The 21520-nt window shown below is 36.5% G+C and carries 19 protein-coding genes and 1 pseudogene; 15 read left to right on the top strand and 5 right to left on the bottom strand.

Translation table 11 applies throughout. The features are described from left to right. The first annotated feature begins 87 nt into the window (after nucleotides 1–87). From eno to IGI63_RS03810, 12 genes are all read left to right on the top strand, one after another. Nucleotides 88–1386 carry a phosphopyruvate hydratase gene (gene eno / locus IGI63_RS03865; protein WP_002357098.1) on the top strand — a complete coding sequence of 433 codons (1299 nt, stop codon included), beginning with the start codon at nucleotides 88–90 and terminating at the stop codon, nucleotides 1384–1386. Nucleotides 1387–1739: 353 nt separating this feature from the next. Further along, the gene (locus tag IGI63_RS03860; protein WP_429975350.1) at nucleotides 1740–2564 is read left to right on the top strand and encodes a toll/interleukin-1 receptor domain-containing protein; all 825 of its coding nucleotides are present in this window, start codon (nucleotides 1740–1742) and stop codon (nucleotides 2562–2564) included. Nucleotides 2565–2580: 16 nt separating this feature from the next. After that, the gene (locus tag IGI63_RS03855) at nucleotides 2581–3942 is read left to right on the top strand and encodes a deoxyguanosinetriphosphate triphosphohydrolase (protein ID WP_002371997.1); all 1362 of its coding nucleotides are present in this window, start codon (nucleotides 2581–2583) and stop codon (nucleotides 3940–3942) included. Nucleotides 3943–4153: 211 nt separating this feature from the next. Next, nucleotides 4154–4369 carry a hypothetical protein gene (locus IGI63_RS03850; RefSeq protein ID WP_002357102.1) on the top strand — a complete coding sequence of 72 codons (216 nt, stop codon included), beginning with the start codon at nucleotides 4154–4156 and terminating at the stop codon, nucleotides 4367–4369. A gap of 143 nt (nucleotides 4370–4512) precedes the next feature. After that, the gene (locus tag IGI63_RS03845; protein WP_429975348.1) at nucleotides 4513–7284 is read left to right on the top strand and encodes a sigma 54-interacting transcriptional regulator; all 2772 of its coding nucleotides are present in this window, start codon (nucleotides 4513–4515) and stop codon (nucleotides 7282–7284) included. A 71-nt stretch (nucleotides 7285–7355) separates the two neighbouring features. Beyond that, entirely contained in the window at nucleotides 7356–7775 is a 420-nt protein-coding gene (locus tag IGI63_RS03840) for a PTS sugar transporter subunit IIA (RefSeq protein WP_002389037.1), read from the top strand. Between the two features lie 11 nt (nucleotides 7776–7786). Further along, a complete protein-coding gene (locus IGI63_RS03835; RefSeq protein ID WP_429975347.1) occupies nucleotides 7787–8257 on the top strand; it encodes a PTS sugar transporter subunit IIB in 471 nt (156 codons plus the stop codon). Between the two features lie 15 nt (nucleotides 8258–8272). Further along, on the top strand, nucleotides 8273–9064 hold the full coding sequence (locus tag IGI63_RS03830) for a PTS mannose/fructose/sorbose/N-acetylgalactosamine transporter subunit IIC (RefSeq protein ID WP_002357107.1): 792 nt from the start codon (nucleotides 8273–8275) through the stop codon (nucleotides 9062–9064). Then, nucleotides 9045–9878, top strand: a complete 834-nt coding sequence (locus IGI63_RS03825) for a PTS system mannose/fructose/sorbose family transporter subunit IID (protein ID WP_016626583.1) — start codon at nucleotides 9045–9047, stop codon at nucleotides 9876–9878. Before IGI63_RS03830 ends, IGI63_RS03825 begins: the two co-directional genes overlap by 20 nt. Nucleotides 9879–9888: 10 nt before the next feature. After that, on the top strand, nucleotides 9889–10965 hold the full coding sequence (locus IGI63_RS03820) for an SIS domain-containing protein (protein WP_016618453.1): 1077 nt from the start codon (nucleotides 9889–9891) through the stop codon (nucleotides 10963–10965). Then, nucleotides 10959–11963, top strand: a complete 1005-nt coding sequence (locus tag IGI63_RS03815) for an SIS domain-containing protein (protein WP_429975346.1) — start codon at nucleotides 10959–10961, stop codon at nucleotides 11961–11963. Before IGI63_RS03820 ends, IGI63_RS03815 begins: the two co-directional genes overlap by 7 nt. Nucleotides 11964–12036: 73 nt before the next feature. After that, nucleotides 12037–12387, top strand: a complete 351-nt coding sequence (locus IGI63_RS03810; RefSeq protein WP_231432769.1) for a DUF2200 domain-containing protein — start codon at nucleotides 12037–12039, stop codon at nucleotides 12385–12387. Nucleotides 12388–12533: 146 nt separating this feature from the next. Here IGI63_RS03810 and IGI63_RS03805 read toward each other — a convergent pair whose 3' ends face one another. Further along, complete coding sequence (locus IGI63_RS03805; RefSeq protein ID WP_002364154.1) at nucleotides 12534–12893, bottom strand: iron chaperone; 360 nt, start codon at nucleotides 12891–12893, stop codon at nucleotides 12534–12536. Between the two features lie 150 nt (nucleotides 12894–13043). Beyond that, entirely contained in the window at nucleotides 13044–13193 is a 150-nt protein-coding gene (locus IGI63_RS03800) for a hypothetical protein (RefSeq protein ID WP_002357118.1), read from the bottom strand. Between the two features lie 208 nt (nucleotides 13194–13401). Here IGI63_RS03800 and IGI63_RS03795 point away from each other — a divergent pair, with 208 nt between their 5' ends. Then, complete coding sequence (locus IGI63_RS03795) at nucleotides 13402–15237, top strand: LTA synthase family protein (RefSeq protein WP_429975345.1); 1836 nt, start codon at nucleotides 13402–13404, stop codon at nucleotides 15235–15237. 36 nt (nucleotides 15238–15273) lie between these two features. On the opposite strand, the gene IGI63_RS03790 is transcribed toward IGI63_RS03795, so the two are convergent. The 3 genes and pseudogenes from IGI63_RS03790 to IGI63_RS03780 all read right to left on the bottom strand — a co-directional run bounded on the left by IGI63_RS03790 (nucleotide 15274) and on the right by IGI63_RS03780 (nucleotide 17692). Further along, complete coding sequence (locus tag IGI63_RS03790) at nucleotides 15274–16455, bottom strand: multidrug effflux MFS transporter (protein WP_429975343.1); 1182 nt, start codon at nucleotides 16453–16455, stop codon at nucleotides 15274–15276. A gap of 109 nt (nucleotides 16456–16564) precedes the next feature. After that, entirely contained in the window at nucleotides 16565–16960 is a 396-nt protein-coding gene (locus IGI63_RS03785) for a DUF3224 domain-containing protein (protein WP_002362038.1), read from the bottom strand. 71 nt (nucleotides 16961–17031) lie between these two features. Beyond that, a pseudogene (locus tag IGI63_RS03780) lies at nucleotides 17032–17692 on the bottom strand (cyclic nucleotide-binding domain-containing protein). Nucleotides 17693–17780: 88 nt separating this feature from the next. Between IGI63_RS03780 and IGI63_RS03775 the strand changes: the two are divergent. Together IGI63_RS03775 and IGI63_RS03770 are read left to right on the top strand one after the other, a co-directional pair. After that, complete coding sequence (locus IGI63_RS03775; RefSeq protein ID WP_429975341.1) at nucleotides 17781–18431, top strand: YczE/YyaS/YitT family protein; 651 nt, start codon at nucleotides 17781–17783, stop codon at nucleotides 18429–18431. Nucleotides 18432–18748: 317 nt separating this feature from the next. Then, nucleotides 18749–21454 (top strand): cation-translocating P-type ATPase, encoded by a 2706-nt coding sequence (locus IGI63_RS03770; RefSeq protein ID WP_429975340.1) that lies wholly within the window; start codon nucleotides 18749–18751, stop codon nucleotides 21452–21454. The last annotated feature ends 66 nt before the right edge of the window (nucleotides 21455–21520 follow it).

The following is a 21520-nucleotide window of genomic DNA, read 5'->3' as shown; positions in this document are numbered from 1 at the left end:
ATGTTTGCATAGTTTGCGAGAATTAACTACAATCATACATGAGGGAATCCCCTTAGTATAAATACAAACTCAAAGGAGAGACAAAACATGTCAATTATTACTGATATTTACGCACGCGAAGTCTTAGACTCACGCGGTAACCCAACAATCGAAGTAGAAGTTTACACTGAAAGCGGAGCTTTCGGCCGTGGAATGGTTCCTTCAGGAGCTTCAACTGGTGAATACGAAGCAGTTGAATTACGTGATGGCGACAAAGCTCGTTACTTAGGTAAAGGTGTTACTAAAGCTGTAGATAACGTAAACAACATCATTGCTGAAGCAATCATCGGTTACGATGTACGCGATCAAATGGCTATCGATAAAGCAATGATCGATTTAGATGGAACTCCTAACAAAGGTAAATTAGGTGCTAACGCTATTCTTGGTGTGTCTATCGCCGTAGCTCGTGCTGCTGCTGATTACCTAGAAGTGCCTTTATATCATTACTTAGGCGGATTCAATACAAAAGTATTACCAACTCCAATGATGAACATCATCAATGGTGGATCACATGCTGACAACAGTATTGACTTCCAAGAATTCATGATTATGCCTGTAGGTGCGCCTACATTCAAAGAAGCTTTACGTATGGGTGCAGAAGTATTCCACGCATTAGCTTCAATCTTAAAAGGCCGCGGCTTAGCTACTTCAGTAGGTGACGAAGGTGGTTTCGCTCCTAACTTAGGTTCAAACGAAGAAGGTTTCGAAGTAATCATCGAAGCTATCGAAAAAGCTGGCTATGTTCCTGGTAAAGACGTTGTTCTTGCTATGGATGCTGCTTCTTCAGAATTCTACGACAAAGAAAAAGGCGTTTACGTTTTAGCTGACTCAGGCGAAGGCGAAAAAACAACTGAAGAAATGATCGCGTTCTACGAAGAATTAGTTTCTAAATACCCAATCATTTCAATCGAAGACGGCTTAGACGAAAACGACTGGGACGGATTCAAAAAATTAACTGAAGTATTAGGCGACAAAGTTCAATTAGTTGGTGACGATTTATTCGTAACAAACACAACTAAATTAGCTGAAGGTATCGAAAAAGGTATCGCTAACTCAATCCTAATCAAAGTTAACCAAATCGGTACTTTAACTGAAACATTTGAAGCAATCGAAATGGCTAAAGAAGCTGGCTACACTGCAGTTGTATCTCACCGTTCTGGTGAAACAGAAGATTCAACAATCTCTGATATCGCTGTTGCAACAAACGCTGGCCAAATCAAAACTGGTTCATTAAGCCGTACTGACCGTATTGCTAAATACAACCAATTATTACGTATTGAAGATCAATTAGGCGATGTAGCTGAATACAAAGGCTTAAAATCTTTCTACAACTTAAAAAACAAATAATTCATTTAATGAATAACGCTTAAAGGGACAATTGGTTAATGAACCAATTCTCCTTATACTCGGACGTAAAAACACGCCTTTCTGCAAAGAAAGGCGTGTTTTTTTATATTTATAAAAATATTGAAAAAAATAGATTAGAAATAACTTCAGTCGTACATCGCTCTATAATCACTTGTTTAAAAATAACAAAACATTAACAAAACAACATTATATAAAAATTTAATAAAACAAAATAATTGTTATTTTATAATTTTAGTATTGACTGATTTCAGATAACGCTGTACGCTTAAAGAAATAGTATAGAATTTCACAAAAAAATGAAAACACAAATTTAACTTGGAGGATGTTGAGTATTGAGCAACGGGAAAAAGATTTTTATTAGTCATAGTTCAAAGGATCAAGAATATGTGGATGCGTTTATCCAATTATTGAAAAAGTTTGGGTTTCGAACACAGGATATTTTTTATAGTTCCACTATTGAAACAGGTGTACAGCCAGGAGAATTAATTTTTGACACGATTAAAAGGGAGCTAACCAATCAACCTGTCATGCTGTATTTTTTATCTGATCATTATTATAAGAGTATTCCATGTTTAAACGAAATGGGTGCTTCTTGGATGCTATCAGATAAACACTATCCAATTGCATTAAATAATTTTTCTATGAAAGATATGAAAGGTGTTATCAGTAGTGAGCGTTTGGCGATTGCGTTTAATGACAAGACAAGTACTAATGAAATCAACTGCTTATTAAAAAAGTTATCTCATGACACAGATGTACAAGCTGAGCCAGATTTTGAACTAAACGTTGAGAAAAATATTCAGCCATTCCAAAATAAACTGACACAACTGATTCAGCAAGCAAGTTATTTAAAACCTGATGAAAAGGGATATTTTGAAACGACTCTTAGCACTCATCGTCCTGTGTATGGCACAGCAAAAGGGGTGTATGACTGTTTCAAATTACCTAGCTTAATTGAGCCTAAAAGCTTAGGGTTAGACACGCTATCAGAGGATGAAAGCCATTGGCTATTCTTTTTTCTTACGTGGGGAACTTTTCAAGAAGGCGAAAAAGTGCGGTTTAAATTGAAAAAGGATAAGGCGTATAACAATCGGGAATTCAGTGATATTGGTAAATGTAAAAATATTTACGTCTCTTATTTAGAGAAGGTAGAGTAATTGGAGGAGGTAATAAATGAAAATGAATTGGCGTCAGTTGGTTGGTACATATCGCATTTCTGATAATGGCAAACAATATCAAAATGACTGGTTAAATAAGCAAGTTGATTTAGCCACAGAACTTCGTAAATCTTTTGATAGTGACTATCGTAGAGTAATTAAAAGTGATGCATTTAGACGCTTACAAGATAAAACACAAGTTTTTCCTTTAGAACGTAATGATTTTGTAAGAACACGTTTAACACATAGCTTAGAAGTGGCAATGCATAGCAGGGATATACTTAGATTAGTTATTTCACAGTTGAACGAACGAAACATTGAGGTTATGGAATTATCAGAATGCTATCGGTTGTTAGAAACAGCTGCATTAATCCATGATATCGGCAATCCCCCTTTTGGACATTTTGGGGAAGAAGCCATTCGTATTTGGTTTGAAAAAAATGGTCCTTTGTATGCTTGTTGGTCTGATTTTTCGGAGCAACAACAAAATGATTTTCTTAACTTTGAAGGAAACGCTCAAACCATCCGACTTTTAACAAAACTGCATCATGATAATGGGACTTCTAAAGCAGGAATGAAACTAACCGCCACGACATTAGATACAGTTATCAAATATACGGCATCTTCAGATCAATTAAATAAGCAACAGCTTTTGTCTAAAAAAGTTGGCTATTTTTACTCGGAAAAACAAGTCTTTAACGCCATTAAATTTGCGACAGGAACACAAAATAAGCGACACCCATTAGTCTTTTTGCTAGAAGCCTCAGATGATATCGCCTATACTTTTTCAGATATCGAAGATGCCTATAATTATGGTTTATACAGCTATCAAGATTTAAAGCAGTTTGTTGATGGGCAAACAGGAACAAAAAAATTTTTAATGTTAGAAAAAGATAAAACAGAAGAAGCTACCTTACAAGAATTTTTGAGAAAGACACAAAGAGCTGTTTGTCAAAGCGTAGCGAAAAATTTTGCTAATCATTATGACTTAATTATGAGAGGTATCTATCATAATGAAATTATCATTGAAGATTGTGATGAAGTGAAATGCTTTCAGGCATTAAAAAACTTTTCTAGAGCCTATGTTTTTCAAACAAAAACAATTTTGGATCAAGAGGTATTGGGCTTCAATATCATCAATCGTTTACTAGATGAATTTGTTCCAGTCGTACTAAAATACGAAAAAGTTTCCATGAATAAGTATGAGGAGCGAATCTTTAATAATATTTCGGAAAGCGCGAAAGCGTTGTATAGAAGAGAAGCAAAGAACGCTACAGAAGCAGAAAAAGACTATTATCGTTTGAAAATGGCGGTGGACTTTGTATGTAATATGACGGATGGATATGCCAAAAAAGTTTATGATACATTATTCACTTAAAATTTGAGAAAAAGCTTCTCAGCGGTTGCCGCCGCTGAAGAAAACTAGTTCATTGCACAGGCTGATCGTTTCAGTAAAAATTTTAAAGATGCTAGTAATTTCACTGAAAATCGGGTACACTAAAATTAGCTAGTGTAACTAGCAAAAAAGGCAACTGGAATAGATAGGTTGTGCTGTCTATGAAGGGCTTTGTTTGTCAGGTGGTGCTGACATGCAAAGTGCCTTTTTTCTTTTTCTCAACATTTTAAGGACAAAAAACGATTGCAACATGTCACAATCGCTAACCTCGGAGAAAAAGGAATTTTTCTCCAATGGCCATTTCGATAACCTGTTGTGTGTTTCGAAACATTCAGAACGGTGGTGCGTTCTTTCAGTGCCTAATTATCCAATTCGTTTCTTGTTCCTCTATTTACAGTATACTGAATGAAAGCCTATTCTGCAATGATAGAATCAGGTTCCTGTGATTAAATAACATAAAAAATGGGCTCCTTATATAAAGAAAAATAACAAAAGAAATTTTGAATATTGACGTTTTTTTTAGGTACGTTATGATAAATGAGAGGTGATTTTATGTTAAAAATGCAAATTGTTGATTATTTACGCAATCAAACAGCTTTTTTTGAACCATCTTTAGTCAGTGAAATTTTCACAGCAAGCAATATTGCAACGACATTTTCTATCAAACGAAATACAGCTAGTCACTATTTAAATCAGTTAAACGAAGAAGGGATTCTAGTTAAGATCAATACACGACCAGTTTACTTTTTTCATAAAGAAGCGTTTCAACAACAAAACTATCTTTTAAAAAGAACTGTTTATCAAAGTTTCCAAGAAATGATCGATGAACAGCCTGTTTTTGATCGCAAAAGTGATTTTTTTCAGTCGGTCATTGGTTATCGCGGTAGTTTAGCCCAGACCATCGAACAATTAAAAATGGCAGCGCTTTATCCTGGCGGTGGCTTGCCTGTCTTAATTACAGGTGAAAGTGGTACGGGTAAAAGTTTTTTAGCATCCTTATATTATCAGTTTTGTCTTTCAAAAGAACTACTTGACGATTCAGCACCTTTTGTGACAGTTAATTGTGCGCAATATGCCAACAATCCAGAGCTTTTAACTAGTCAATTATTTGGGCATCTTAAAGGCGCTTTTACGGGAGCAGATTCCGATAAAATTGGAGCCTTTCAAAGTGCAGAAGGGGGCGTTTTATTTTTAGATGAAGTTCATCGTTTGAGTCCTGAAGGGCAGGAAAAGTTGTTTACATTTTTAGATCAGGGTATTATTTATCGGATGGGTGAAACCAATCGGCCCATTCCTGTTACGTGTCGGTTGTGCTTTGCCACAACTGAAGAAATTTCTAGCACCTTTTTAACGACATTTTTAAGACGAATTCCTATTCAAATTAAAATCCCAAGTCTTGCTGAACGCACTCAAGCGGAAAGAAAACAATTAATTATGCGAGCATTTTATGAGGAACAGCAAGCTATTCAAAAAGCAGTTACTATCACGCCACAAGTTATCCAACTTTTAGAAAACCACCATTATGTAGGCAATGTAGGTGAATTAAGAAATAATATAAAAATTATTACTGCACGCAGCTTTGCCGTCAATCTTGACAAACATGTTATTCCAATCACTTTGCACGATCTACCGAAAGAATTTCTGGATCAATCGATCAGACTAGCTCCTGATGAAAATGAATTGCCTATTCGTTTAGATGGGCAAACAAATCTGGTTAGTTTGTTAGAGGAAACAGAGCTTGCGCAAAGAAGAATTATCCAGAGTTATGAACGAATCCTTCGTCTTTATGTCTCTCACCATCATCATCTTTCCACTGCCAATAACGACATCTCGAAAGAAATTGAACGCTTATTCGATGATTTATTATTTGAAAAGAAGCGAGAGAAAAATCACGAAATGTTATTGTTTATTACGCAAAATATCCGTCAATTATTGGAAACGATTGAATCGTCTTATCAAATTCGGTTTAATGGCAGTTTAGTCTATGCATTAAGCACCTATCTGTTTCAACGAAGATGTATTGATTGGTTTCCAGAAAAAGAACCTACAACAGTCATTGACGAACTTTTAACAGAAGTTCAAACTAAATTAGCAACTAGTTATGGCTACGCTGAACAACTGTTAACTTTAGTGAAACGTTCATTAGATATTGAACTATCCCAGATGGATCGAATTATTGTCACCATTTATCTTCACTATTCGGGTTCAGTAAAGGAAAGTCACTATCCGAAAGCAGTGATTGTTGCCCACGGATATGCCACAGCAAGTAGTATTGCGAATGTTGCAAATCGGCTGTTAAATGTGCCAATTTTTCAATCGTTTGACATGCCGTTAGATGTTACTCCCAAAAAAATTTCCGAACACTTAATTCACTATATGGAACGTCAAGAAACGAGGAATGGTTTAGTAATTCTTTTTGATATGGGTTCATTGAAAGAAATTTATCAGTATTTTCCGGCAGAAGAAGAAGGTCCTTTTTTATTAATGAATAATGTGACAACAAGCTTGGCTCTGTCTATAGGAGAAGCCATTAAAGACGAAGTTTCTTTTGAAGAATTGCCCCAAAAAGCGTTAACGGTTCATCCAAATGAATGGGAAATCATATTACCTGAAAATAAAACGGAACGTGTCATTTTAACAACGTGTAGTACCGGAATTGGCACAGCCGTTAAAATTAGAGATTTACTTGAAAAAAGTTTACCTGCGGAAGCACAATTAAAGATTATTCCTTGTGAATATAATCAATTACGTAATGCAGAGTCGATCAAAGAAAGTTTCCCAGAATATGAGATTGTCGGCATCATCGGTACAAACAACCCGTCTTCAAATGACCTCCCGTATATCTCTTTAGAAGAGTTGATTGCAGGAAAAGGAATTACGAGCCTTTTAGAATGGACAAAGAGAGAATTAACTAAAGATATGCTGTCCTATGTAAATCATGAGTTGATTCGTAACTTTTCATTAGATCGGGTCATTCAATCAGTGACGATTTTAGATACAGAAAAAATTATTCGACAAGTAGAAGTCTTTTTAATTCAATTAGAAGAGCGGTGGCAACAAACGATTCAAAATGATCGTAAATTGGCGGTATATGTCCATGTCAGTTGTTTAATTGAACGATTAATCCGGAATGAACCTATTGAAAATTATAATGGCGCCGAACAATTAAAGCAGTGTCAAAGAACGGTCTTGCAAGAGTTAAAAGAGGCGTTTAGTGTCATTGAAAAAGTTTATAGTGTCAATATACCTGAATCGGAGCTTTTTTATGTCTATGATGTGTTGTTTGGAAAAACGGAGTTTAACAACGCAGAAAGCGATTTTTAAAATAAAAAGGAGGGAGTGCCACTTTTTTGGCACTCTTTTTGCTATATAAAGAAGTAAGTGAGGTGAAGAAAATGGAACGTAAAATTATTCTGGCAACACATGGTAATTTCGCTGCAGGGATTCAGACATCATTAGCTTTAATTTGTGGTGAAACAAAGAATGTGGAATGTCTTTGCGCTTATATGGAACAACCTTATGATTTAGCCAAGACGGTCAAAGACATTTTAAAGAACAATCAACAAAATGAATTAATTGTGATTACAGACCTATTTGGCGGAAGCGTGAATAACGAATTCTTTAATTATGTGGGGAAACAAGCAATGCATTTAATTTCAGGATTAAATTTAGCAACGTTAATTGAAATATATACCCAAATAAATACTGTTGATTCATTAGTTGATTTAGTAAAACGTGCCGTTGAAAACGGACAAGAAAGTCTTTGTTATTGTAATGAGTTATCTAGTAAAGAAATTTTAGAAGAAGAATTTTAGGAGGAAATGAAATGATTAAATTGTTAAGAGTCGATCATCGCTTGTTACATGGTCAAGTGGCTTTTTCATGGACCCAAGGCTTAGGCGCCGATTGTATTTTAATCGCAAATGATGACGTACCTAAAAATGATATTCGAAAAACAACCATTAAGCTAGCTAAACCATCAGGAGTAAAACTGGTCATTAAAACGATTGAAGATGCGATTGCCGCACTAAAAAGTGGTGTTACAGAAAAATACAAACTTTTTATTGTAGTTGAGAGTGTGGAGGATGCTTATCGATTGGCTACTGCTTGTCCAGAAATAAAAGAAATTAACTTAGGAGGGATGAAAGTAAGGGAAAATACTCGAAACATTTCTAAAGCAATTAATATCACACCGGATGAAGAAAAAATGGTTAAAGAATTGGTCGCAAATGGTTGTGAAGTTGAAATTCGACAAGTCCCAAATGACAAAAAAGTAGCAGCATTAAATGTCTTGTAGAAAGGAGAAATACAAATGATAGGACAAGCGATTCTTTTAGGTTGCATCGCTTTTATTGCGCAGTCGGAATATGCTTTAGGTACCTCGTTGCTTTCAAGACCAATTGTAACCGGTTTATTTGTCGGAATTGTATTAGGTGATGTCAAAACGGGCGTAATCATGGGCGCGACCTTAGAGTTAGCTTTCATCGGTTCTTTTTCAGTGGGCGCATCAATCCCACCTGATGTAGTGACTGGTGGGATTCTTGGTACAGCGTTTGCTATTACTGCTGGCGCAGGAACAGAAACAGCCTTAGTCTTAGGCTTGCCAATCGCAACGTTAACGTTGATTCTTAAAAATATTTATTTGGGTTTGCTCATCCCAATCATGAGTCAAAAAGCTGATCAGTATGCTGAAGAAGGAGCATATAAAGGGGTGGAGCGCATGCATTTACTTGCAGGCTTTGGCTTATCGTTCATGCTAGCGCTCATTGTAACTATTTCATTTGCCGTGGGCAGCAACACCATTAAAGGCTTACTTGATCTGATCCCTGAATTTATTCAACATGGGTTGTCTGTTGCAACGGGGATTATTCCAGCGCTAGGATTTGCGATGCTTGCACGCTTACTGATTAACAAACAAGTGGCGCCATATTTCTTTTTAGGCTTCGTCTTAATGGCCTACTTTAAGTTACCTGTAACAGGAGTAGCAATTTTGGGTGCCATTACAGCAGTAATTGTTGTGAATATCATGAATTATGCCAAAGGAAAGAATGAAACAATACAAACAACAAGTGGGGAGGTAATTGATGATGACGAAGACTTCTAAAACTAAGACAGAAAACTTAATTACAAAAAAAGAACTTAATCAAGTCTTTTGGCGTTCATTTCAAATGGAATTTTCATGGAATTATGAACGTCAGATGAATATGGCTTATGTCTATGCCATGATCCCTATTTTAAAGAAATTATATCCTCAAAAAGAAGAGATGGCGGCAGCTTTAAAACGGCATCTTGCTTTCTTTAATACCACGCCGCATATCGTGACGTTTATTTTAGGAATTAATGCTGCAATGGAAGAAGAAAATGTTCTGGACGAAAATTTTGAAGTTGGAACAATCGATAGTATTAAAACCTCGTTAATGGGACCTTTAGCTGGTTTAGGTGATTCCTTTTTCTGGGGAACCTTACGCTTGATTGCAACAGGTGTTGGAACTTCGTTAGCTTTACAAGGGAATGTGTTAGGGCCAATTCTATTTTTACTCATTTTTAACGTTCCTCATGTGATTGTTCGTTATTTACTGAATCGTTGGGGCTACAAATTAGGAACTGGTTTTCTCAAAAAAATTCAAGCAAATGGCATGATGGAAAGTCTCACATTAGGCGCTTCAATAATTGGCTTGATGGTGGTAGGTGCTATGACCGCCTCCATGATTGATTTAACTATCCCGATTACAATCAGCGGAAGTGGCAAAAATGCAGTCACGGTTCAAAGTATCTTTGACGATATCATGCCTAAATTATTACCGCTTGTATCTTTTGGTTTTGTTTTTTATTTATTGAAAAAAGAAGTAAAACCTTTAGCGATTTTAGGTGGCATGGCAATTGTCGGAATTCTTGGCTCATTAATTGGTCTATTTTAGGAGGCAAAATATGAAAACGATGCTGGATTATATAAATGAGGAGCAAGCAGCCCTAACTCAGATTCTTAACCAATTTCAATTAACTGATACAGACGTTTCAAAGGTCACGCACTGTCTAATTTTAGCAACTGGCTCGTCACATAACGCTTGTCAGGCGGCTAAAGTTTACCTTGAAGAAGTGGCGCCTATTTATGTAGAAATCCAAGAGCCGTTCAATTTTGCTCATTATGGCAAAGTGGATGATCGGTTTGATCTGGTCGTAGCGGTTTCGCAAAGTGGTAAAAGTGCTTCAACAATTGATGCCATTGCAAAAATTAAAAACCAAACGTCTGTAAAAACAGTGGCCTTGACAAGTGATGTCACCAGCCCGATTACGGAGGTTGTGGATGAAGTCCTGGATTTAAAAATGGGGCTTGAAACAGTTGGTTTTGTCACAAAAGGCTATACGGCAACACTTTTAAATTTATTTCTATTTGGTTTGAAACTGGGCTATCAAAAGCATCAATTAACAAAAGTAGAGGTTGAAGAAGAATTAGCAAAACTTGCCAAAGCAATTCAGGAAATCGATTCGGTGATTTATAAAACCGAACAATTTTGGCAAAAAACGAAAAAAGAATTAACAGAGGGGACACGATTTATCGCAATTGGTTATGGGCCCAATATTGGTACGGCGAAAGAGTTTGAGACGAAGTTTACAGAAACAGTTCGCTTACCTTCCCAAGGATTTGAAGTCGAAGCCTATATGCATGGGCCTTATCTTGAAGCGGATACTACACATCTTTTGTTTTTTATTGAGAATCAAAGTCCTATTCAAGCACGTAGCCAAGCCTTGAAAAATTATCTAGCCAGTTATGTTGGCCAATGTTACACAATTACAACGGGTTCAACGAGAGCATCAAATACGTTAGGTTTAGCAAGTGATGTCGAAGAAAAAATTAGTCCTTTATTGTTAGTTATTCCATTTCAATATTTGGCGTATCAAGTAGCTACAAGTAAAGGAATTGATTTATCTCAACGGATTTTTGATGATTTTGATTGTGTCCTAAAAAGTAAAATAGCCAAGAAAGAGGGAAATCAGCCATGTTAAAATTTAATGAAGAACAACAAATCAAAGACATACGAGGTGCCTTAGCCTTGCGTTCAGATGTTGAAAAAGTTGTTGATCAAGTTTGGACGAAAGGATTTGATGCGGTCTATTATTTAGGAATCGGCGGTACTTATGCTTCAGCCATGCAAGCAGTTACTTATGCGAATGGAAAAAGTAATTTACCAATCTATGTTCAACATGCTGCTGAGTATTACACAACAGGCAATAAACGTTTAACAGAAAAATCATTCGTCATCTTGTCTTCCGTTACTGGGACAACACAAGAAGTGGTGCAAGCCGTTCAAGAAATCAAAAAGGTCGGCGCAACGTTATTTGGTTTTATCGATGCAAAAGACAGTCTTTTAGCAGATTTATGTGATTATGTGGTGACTTATCCAGCTCCAGGAACTGAGCAAATCAAGTTCTTTATGGTAGCTGATCGTTTAATGCAAAAAAACAACGAATTTACAGATTACGAAAATTATTACCAAGAATTGGAAGAATATTTGCCTACAGGTTTAGCTGAAGCCGAAAAAAGTGCCGATGCGTTTGGCTTAGCTTTTGCGGAAAAACATCGTCATGATAGCATTCACTATTTTATTGGCGCAGGGAACCAATGGGGAGCGGTCTATTCTTATGCAATGTGCTATTGGGAAGAGCAAAGTTGGCTTCGTTCAAAATCAATTCATGCAGCAGAGTTCTTACATGGAACGCTAGAAATTGTAGATGAAATTACGCCAGTAACGTTGTTTATTGGAGAAGACGAGCAGCGACCGTTGGCAGAACGAGTAGCAAAATTATTGCCGAAAATCTGTGCCAATTATACAATTATTGATTCGAAAGCGTATGAACTTCCAGGAATTAGTGAAAAATATCGTGGCCGAGTTGTTTCATTTCTCCTAATGCATGCGGTAACACAACGCATTGATGCGCATGTAGAAAAATTAAATTGTCACCCATTAGAGATTCGTCGTTATTATCGTCAATTTGATTACTAAGACAAAATAGCCTCTTTTTCCAGCAAGCCTGTGGTAGACTGAAGAGAGAATACTTCAGAAAGTAGGAAAACCAATGACAAAACCGAAAATCTATACAATGACCTTTGCCAGTGTTTACCCGCTATACATCCAAAAAGCAGAACGTAAAAATCGAACGCAAGTGGAGGTTGACGAAATTATTTATTGGTTAACTGGTTATGATGAAAAAGGCTTGCAACAACAATTGGCTCAAAAAGTAACGATGGAAACATTTTTTGAAGAAGCACCCAATTTTAATGAAAACGCCCAATTGATCAAAGGCGTAATTTGTGGCTATCGCGTGGAAGAAATTGAAGATCCTTTAATGCAAAAAATCCGTTACCTAGATAAATTAATCGACGAATTGGCCAAGGGAAAAGCGATGGAAAAAATTTTAAGAACATGAAGAGGTCGGGACAGAAGTGTTTAACTCCGAGAAATAAGAAGGAATTTCCGAAAATTGTTCTTTAATTTTTGGAGAATTTCGGCTTATTTCCGAAGGAGTTGCTTCTGTTCCCGCCGTTTATCAGTTTTTGAGCGTGGGACAAAAATTCAAAGTGATTTTTGTCCCACGCTCTTCATGTTTTCTTGTACACGGAATTTAACTATTTCCTGTATTAATGAAAGAGGTAACTCTTGCGTGTAGGGAAATTGAATGGCACCTTTCGAGGTTTTAAAAGGGCGTAATTCTTTGCTGAAACGTTGGATGGCTGATGGCGTAGGATAGAAACCTAAATGTTGCTTGGCCGCCGCAAAATGCACTAAATTGCCATTTAAGTAAAAGGTCGGCATTCCATAAGCGATTTTTTCAGTAGTCTCCTGAGGAACAACCGCTAAAATTGCTTGGTAGATTTCTGTTAACTGTGTTTGATGTTGGGGTTGCTGGCGAATATAGTTTGCAATGATGGTCATATAAAGACACCTCCGTTTGTTTCAGTATACTATGTAAAAAATAAAAGGCGAAGAAGATACAAAAAAACCGTCTAGTATTTTTTCTTTACTAAACGGCTTTTAGCTTAAATAACTACCTAAAGGGTCTTGCATGGAAATGTTTGTCACTCCTTAGTTTAATTGTTTTAAGTGTGCAATTGCTTCTTCAATTGTGTGACCAGTTGCTGTTTTACTTTCATTTTTTGCATCAAAAACAATGAAAATATTTTTGTCTGTGTCTAATTGAATACGGTATTGAATGTTTTTTACTTTGTAAGTCATAGTTATTCTCCTTTCATAAAGTACTCTAAAAAGGCGACGATAACTGATAACGAAATTCCATTGTTACTATACCACTGGAAAATTATTTTTGCAACAAATAACATTTTTTCTTTACCATTCCTTAGACTTCTTTGCTAGCTACTTCTTTACATTCTTTTTCAAGAAGCATAAAATAAATACATTACTAGTTTTTGAATAGGAGATCGATGTGAAAAAGAGAGTTGAGAAATTTAGACGATGGCCCTACCGCTACCTTTTGTATGGAATCGGGTTCATCTTATTAATTATTTTTAGTAATTTATATTTGCAATGGTGTCAGAATAACTTGTCTGTTGATTTAGCCTTCAAGTTTGCTTTTTCGTGGCATACGGAAAAGTTTTTCTTAGGTTGTTTTGTGCTAAGCGTTTTTTTACTTTTTTTATGTAGTTTGGCAGGTTCATTAGGAGTTGGCGCTCTTTTATATAGTGTCATAATAGGTGTTTTAGGATTTGCTGACTATCAAAAGATGTTTTATCGTGTCGAACCTATTTATCCAGACGACTTAAAAATGATCACAGAAGTTAGTTTATTAAAAGAAATGGTTGGTTTATGGCCGTTTATTTTTGTGGTAGCGTTAGGTTGTGTAGCACTTTTTTTCTTAGGAAAAGCCTTTTATAAAAGTTTCTTTTTATCGAAGAAAAAACAAACGATTCGTGTGTTAAGTCTTGTTCTTTCGATTGGTCTATTTTCATATATTGGTGATTTTAACAATCCGCAAAATTTGTTACGTAAAGCCTATAATAAAACCGCGTTATGGATTCCTTACAGCCAAAAAATGAATTACTACAATACAGGATTTATTGGTGGTTTTCTATATAATTTAAAAGTAGAGGCTATGGACCAACCAAAGGGTTATTCAAAAGAAGCTATTTCAGAAATTACTCAGAAATATCAAAAGTTGGCCGAGGCGAAACCAGTGCCGAACAATGAGCAACCAAATATTGTGTTTGTCATGAGTGAAAGTTTTTCAAATCCAGATCATCTGAAAGGTTTGTCCATTATTGGTAACCCTTTAGCTGATTATCAGCAAATCGCTGATAAAACTTACAGTGGCCAGATGCTTTCACAAAACTACGGGGGCGGAACTGCGAATATTGAATTTGAAGCCCTAACAAGTTTTTCGATGGAATTAATGAATGCCCAAATGACTACACCTTATACAATAATGATTCCTAAGATGACGGAATTGCCTTCCATTGTTTCATTACTTAAGGAACAAAAGTACCAAACAACGGCTATTCATCCGTACAATACATCTATGTATAAACGAAAAGATGTGTATAAAATTTTAGGTTTTGATCAATTTATCAATGAAAAAACAATGAACTATACGGATAAACTAGAAAATAATCCTTACATTTCAGATCAAGCAGCGTATCAGGAAGTGACGACACTGCTTAAAGAAAAAGAGCAACCGCAATTCATTCATTTAGTTACTATGCAAACACATATGCCCTATGAAAATAAATACACAACGTCCAATTATTTTTCTCAAGGAAACGGCAATCAAGTCGCGCTCAATAATTACTTGCAAGATATTGCCTACAGTAGCGAAGCTTTGAAAAATTTCCTACAAGAAATCGAAAAAATGCCCAAACGCACATTAGTCGTTTTTTGGGGAGATCACTTACCAAGTATTTATGATGAAAACATTCAAGCGTTGAATGAAGGGGCAGCCCTTCACCAGACAGAATTTCTAATGTATGATACGGCGAACCAGTTAACAGAAAAAAATCAGCATCAAGCAACTATTAGTCCATTTTATTTTGCTCCCTCACTTTTCCAACAAAGCGGCTTACCGCAATCGGGATTTTACGCTATGCTAAATGAGGTACAAGAACAATTGCCTGCTTTTGAAAAGGGGAATTACTATCTCGGTGGGGAATGGAAAAAAACAGTAGAAATGAATAAAAAGCAAGAACAACTATATGAGGAATACCGACTGATTCAATATGACATTGTTTCAGGGAAGCAATATAGTTTAGAAAATCAATTTTTTAGCTAAAAAAAACACACGAAATATTCGTGTGTTTTTTGATTTTTATTTTAAAGTTTTACGATAAACAATGACATAATAGCTGAAAGCTAACAGACAAGCAAAACTTAAAAAGTAAAGCGGCAAGACCCAAATGGTACCATTGTGAAAGTAACTAATCAAATAGGTAAAGAAACTAACAAACAAGTAATAGACAAAACTAAAAATTCCACTGGCAGTACCAATTACAGATTCATAGCCTTTTAAGGCCATACTTAAGGCATTGGGCAAAGTAATATTAATCCCTAAGAAAAAGAGAAAAATAAACAAAATAAGACCAATGATTGTTTCAAATTGTGTCATTATTAATAAACAGCAAGCCGCAAAGATACTTAGCAGCAAACCAGCAAAGGCAATTTTTTCCGCTGACCAATATCCTAGCAACCAATTGATAAGAACCGCAGCAAGAATACTAGACACAGCTAAAACTAAACCAAGAAAGCCATATTGGACACTGCTAAAGCCAAAGTGATTGATGAAAATAAACGGAGCTTCTGCATAGTAGCTAAACAATAAACCATTAATGCCCCCAATCAATAAGCCGTAGCACCAAACTTTCGAGTCGAAGGAAAGGCGTTTCGCCACGGACCAAAAAGGCGCTTTCGTTAAGGCATTTCCTAAGTGAAAGGTTTCTGGTAAACGATAAAAACTATAGAAAAGTAATAGAACAGCCATGACAATTAAGGTGCTAAAGACATGCTGATAGCCAAAATAGGTTTGAACAAGTCCGCCGACTAAGGGTCCGATGGCAGGAGATAGCGATAGGGCAGCGCTTGTTTGAGCAAAAATTTTCCCTCTTTGAAGATCGTTAAAGCTTTCCCGCATCATCGATTGGGTAATGACAGAACCAACGCTTGCACCAAATGCTTGAATTAAACGGAAGAATAACAGCCAAGGAAATGTCGGACTCAAAAAAAGGCCAATATTTCCAATTAAATAGCATAAAATTCCTAATAACATAGTTGGGCGACGTCCAATCGTATCGGATAAAATTCCCCAGAATAAAACGCCAACGGCAAAGGCAACAAAATAAATACTCATGGTTAATTGTGCCACGCTATCGTGAATGTTAAAAGCAGAACTCAGCGCGGGCAAAATAGGTGTGAAAATCGACTCGCTGATTTGTGGAAATCCCACAAGCAAAATAATAATTAGTAATGATGGGACGGTGTTTCGGGTGTTTTTCATGATTTTTCTCCTTAAAAGTTTAATCTAATCAAAAACACCCATTGTCTTTTACAACCGCCAAATTTAAAATAAGTAAAATAATGTCACCAACTTTCCTTGAAATTTTTTATTATACAAAGTCTAAATGAAGAAGCGCTTCTTCTTGACTAAATTCATAAGTGTAGCGACCAGATAAACCGGCAAGCTCACCTGATGCTTGAAATAGTTCACCTGGGCAGTCTAAAAGACCCTGTGTAAACGTCCCTTTTTCGCAAGCAGTAAAGGTGCCTTTTTTTCCTAAATAAGTTCCTTCGAAATGTAGGAAACCGACCACTTGAGCCACAGCTTCAAGCCCATCAGCCATTGAAGAGCCTTGATAAGTCATTAAGTATTCCACAGAAGCTGTCCCAGATAAGGCGCCTGACAGTTGATAAGTAGCGCTCGCTTGATTCACTGGGAAATTTTCATTAAGATTGTCAATCGGTTGTTCTTGCCAACTAGATACAGTAAATGATGCTTGCTCCATTGCTGTCCCTTCTTTCTTATTAATAAGAATAGGGTAGCGGGAAGCGCACTATTTGTCAACAATCCACCACTTTAACTCTTCATTTTTTGCACAAAAGAATGTAACGCTAAGCGGTTGATGTGATAAGCAGTTCCTTGTTTTTGAATAAAGCCGCGCTCTCGAAATTGTTTGAAGGTATAAATAAGATGGCGATAACTAACCCCTAAGTATTCGGCAATCTCAGTATGTTTTTCTTTATAAACATCTTCGTGATTAGCGGCAACCAATAGCAATTCCGCTAGCCGATAACTTAGTTCATAGGTCTGATTCGTTGTAAAGTGGTCCACCCGTTGGAGCATTTTTTTCCCTAGATAATGGCTGAGTTGCTGCATAAAAAGTACCTTGTTTTTTAAAACAGTTTCTGCGTAAGCTAAAGGTACAGCCAAACAACAGGTTTCACCTAAGGCGATCCTTGGCTATCGTTTCCGCTTGAACTAATGTTAAATCGCCAATTAAATCACCTGTCGTTAAAAACTGAACAATGGATTGGCGGCCATTGCGTTCTGTTTTTAAAATTTTCGCTTTTCCTTTGATTAAATAAAAAAGATAATTTAATGGCTCTGCTTGGTGATGAATGAATTCTTGATTTTCAAAATCGATAATAAAACTGTGTTTTAAATCAGTTTCATTAAAAAAAGGCGTATTTTTAGCTAATTCTTGTTTCGGTGATCGTTGGTAGGCTGTTTTAAGCATTTTTTCTCCTTATAATAGGAGATATCTCCTATTTGTTTCTTCTATTGTAGCACATAATAGACGTATCAAGAGTAGAGGAGTTTTTATAATGTGGAAGAAAAAAATTGTGCTATCGTTTCTTTTTTATTTAATTAGTGCATTGGGCATCAGTTTGACAATTCAAGCAGGCATTGGAGTTAGTAGTTTTAATGCATTTAATGTGACCTTTGCAACACTTACTCATTTAAAAGTCGGAACTGTTACCACAGCTATCAATTTCGCTTTTTTAGGCACGTGTTGGTTGTTAGATCAGCAGCGTAAAATTCAGGACTATTTGATTATTTTGGTGGCGTTAATTGGCTTTGGTTTTGTCATTAATTTTTTCTTATATCAATTATTTGGTTCGCTTGTTTTTCAAAATTATTTGGTTAAAATTGTTCTATTTATTTTAGGGACAATCATAGCAGGAATGGGGACAGGACAGGTAGTTGCGCTAGGTGTTTTGCAATTTCCCATTGAAAAATTTTGTACACTTATTTCTGAAAGAACGCGCTATAGTTTTCAGTTTTATCGTTATTTAGTTGATATTTTTTGTGTCAGTTTAGCACTAGGATTGTCCATTAGTTATCATTTGCCGATTTTTGTTCGTGAGGGAACCGTGATTAGTCTTTTCTTACTTTCTTGGGTTATTAGTTGGTCGCGAAAGCGGGGGCAACAACGTATTTTACGAATACAAATCAAGAAACTGAAATCCGAATGAAAGGATTTCAGTTTTTTTCAAATGAGCAGAACTTTTATTTGAAAAAAAGAGTGGAAAACGGTATACTAATTAAGTAATTATTCATAACATTGGTTCTCCAATCAATGTTAAATAGTTTTTTCATGAGGGAGTAACTGACAGTATTTATGCTGTGACAACATCACCAACTCCGAAAGCAATTTCTGGTGTTGTCTTAAACGGTGAGACTTATGTATGTTCGACGAAGTAGCATACACAAGTCTATTTTTTTTCATTTATTTTTGATGAAATGTAAAATAGTACTTGAAGGATGCTGCAAAAAATAGAGGAGGAAGAACATGTCAGAAGAAAAGAAAACACAATTGTCTGAAGCGTTTTACGCACAAGACGACACAGTTGTTTTGGAGAAAATGAACACAACAACTGATGGATTAAGTGCACAGGAGGCTCAAAAGCGTTTAGAAACGTACGGGGAAAATGTGCTAGATGAAGGGAAGAAAAAATCACTTGCCGTGAAATTCTTTGAGCAATTCAAAGATTTTATGATTATTGTTTTATTAGCGGCAGCGGTCATTTCAGCCGTCTTTTCCCATGATGTGGTAGACTCGATTATCATCTTAGTGGTTGTTATCTTGAATGCCATCTTTGGGGTCATCCAAGAAGCCAAAGCGGAACAAGCCATTGAAGCATTAAAAGAAATGTCTTCACCAAATGCTAATGTTCGCCGTGATGGACACGTCATTACTGTTAAAAGCGATGAATTAGTGCCAGGTGACATTGTTTTATTAGAAGCAGGGGATGTCGTTCCAGCCGATTTACGTTTATTGGAAGCGAATAGCTTAAAAATTGAAGAAGCAGCGTTAACCGGTGAATCTGTTCCAGTTGAAAAAGAAGTAACCATCTTAGAGGGAACCGATATTGGTATCGGTGACCGAATCAATATGGCTTATTCCAATAGTAATGTGACGTATGGACGTGGTCTTGGCGTTGTGGTTGGCACAGGAATGAATACAGAAGTCGGTAAAATTGCTGGCATGCTAGCAAGCGAACAAGAAACGGAAACGCCTTTAAAACAAAACTTAAACCAATTGGGTAAAATGTTAACAATTGCCATTTTAGTCATTGCAGCGGTGATGTTTGTGGTAGGAATGATGAATGGTCGTTCATGGATTGACATGTTATTAACGTCAATTTCGTTAGCTGTAGCGGCAATTCCAGAAGGATTACCAGCGATTGTCACAATTATTTTGGCTTTAGGTACCCAAAAAATGGCCAAGAAAAATGCGATTGTCCGTAAGTTACCAGCCGTTGAAACATTAGGAAGTACAGACATTATCTGTTCAGATAAAACAGGTACGTTAACCTTAAATCAAATGACCGTTGAAGCGTTGTATACAGATGGTCAAGTTTTATCTGCTTCCACAGAAATCCCTGCTGATAATATGGCTTTAAAAATCATGAACTTTACGAATGATACAAAAATCGCTCAAGGTGGTTCATTAATTGGTGACCCAACAGAAACTGCCTTAGTACAATTTGGTTTAGATCATGCGTTTAACGTAACCGAAAAAGTAGCAGCTGAACCTCGTGTGGCAGAGATTCCTTTTGACTCTGATCGTAAATTAATGACTACAGTTCATGAATTAAAAACAGGTGGCTTCCTAGTTTCTGTCAAAGGTGCACCAGATGAATTATTGAAACGTTGTACGGAAATCTTATCAAATGGAGAAACAAGTCCATTAGATGAAACAAAACGTCAAGAAATTTTGAAAACAAACACCTCATTAGCGAAACAAGCCTTACGTGTTTTAGGAATGGCTTATAAATATGTTGAGACGATTCCAGCCGAAATGAGTTCTGAACTTGTGGAAAAAGATTTAACATTTGCTGGTTTAGTCGGTATGATTGACCCAGAAAGAAAAGAAGCTGCAGATGCTGTAAAAGTCGCGAAAGAAGCGGGTATTCGTCCAATTATGATTACGGGTGACCACCGTGATACAGCAGAAGCAATTGCGGCACGTTTAGGCATCATCAAAGAAGGCGACGACGATGCAGTCATCACAGGCGCTGAATTAAATGAATTGTCAGATGAAAAATTCGCACAAGTCGTGGGACACTACTCTGTCTATGCTCGTGTTTCACCAGAACACAAGGTTCGGATTGTTAAAGCGTGGCAACAAGAAGGAAAAGTGGTTGCTATGACTGGTGATGGCGTAAATGATGCCCCAGCCTTAAAAGCTGCTGACATCGGGATTGGTATGGGAATTACCGGAACAGAAGTATCAAAAGGTGCTTCAGATATGGTACTTGCCGATGATAACTTTTCAACAATTATTGTAGCGGTAGAAGAAGGACGTAAAGTCTTCTCAAATATCCAAAAAACGATTCAATATTTACTTTCAGCTAACTTAGGGGAAGTATTAACCTTGTTTATTGCAACAATGCTCAATTGGGATACCTTGTTACCTGTTCACTTATTGTGGATTAACTTAGTAACGGATACTTTCCCAGCGATTGCGTTAGGTGTGGAACCAGCAGAACGTGATGTGATGAGCCATGAACCTCGTGGTAAAAAATCGAACTTCTTCTCTGGCGGCGTTTTAAGCAGTGTTGTTTATCAAGGGATTACGCAAGGGGCATTGACTTTGATTGTGTATAAAATGTCAATTATGTTCCCAGCACATACCGCAGCTAACACAAACTTATCGGCGCAAGCGTTGTATGATTTACAACACGGCGATGCTTTAACCATGGCCTTTGCTACTTTGGGATTAATTCAATTGTTCCATGCCTTTAATGTGAAGTCGATTTATCAATCAATTTTCAAAGTTGGCTTATTCCGCAACAAATCATTTAACTATGGGATTCTTGTTTCGTTCTTGCTATTAGCTGCAACGATTGTTATTCCAGGATTTAATGATTTATTCAGCGTTACACATTTAGATGCATATCAATGGGCAATTGTAGCAGGTACTTCTTTTGCTATCATCCCAATTGTGGAAATTGTGAAGTTCTTCCAACGTAAAGCAGGTAAAGGTGCTTAATAAATAAGAAAAGAAAATTGGCTGGTACTTAAACCAGTCAATTTTTCTTTATGTAAGGAGTGAAAG

The sequence above is a fragment of the Enterococcus sp. DIV0086 genome, from assembly GCF_050498705.1.
GTDB lineage: Bacteria > Bacillota > Bacilli > Lactobacillales > Enterococcaceae > Enterococcus > Enterococcus faecalis.
Note: the sequence above shows the minus strand (reverse complement) of the source record. Positions and strands in the feature narration are given on the sequence as shown.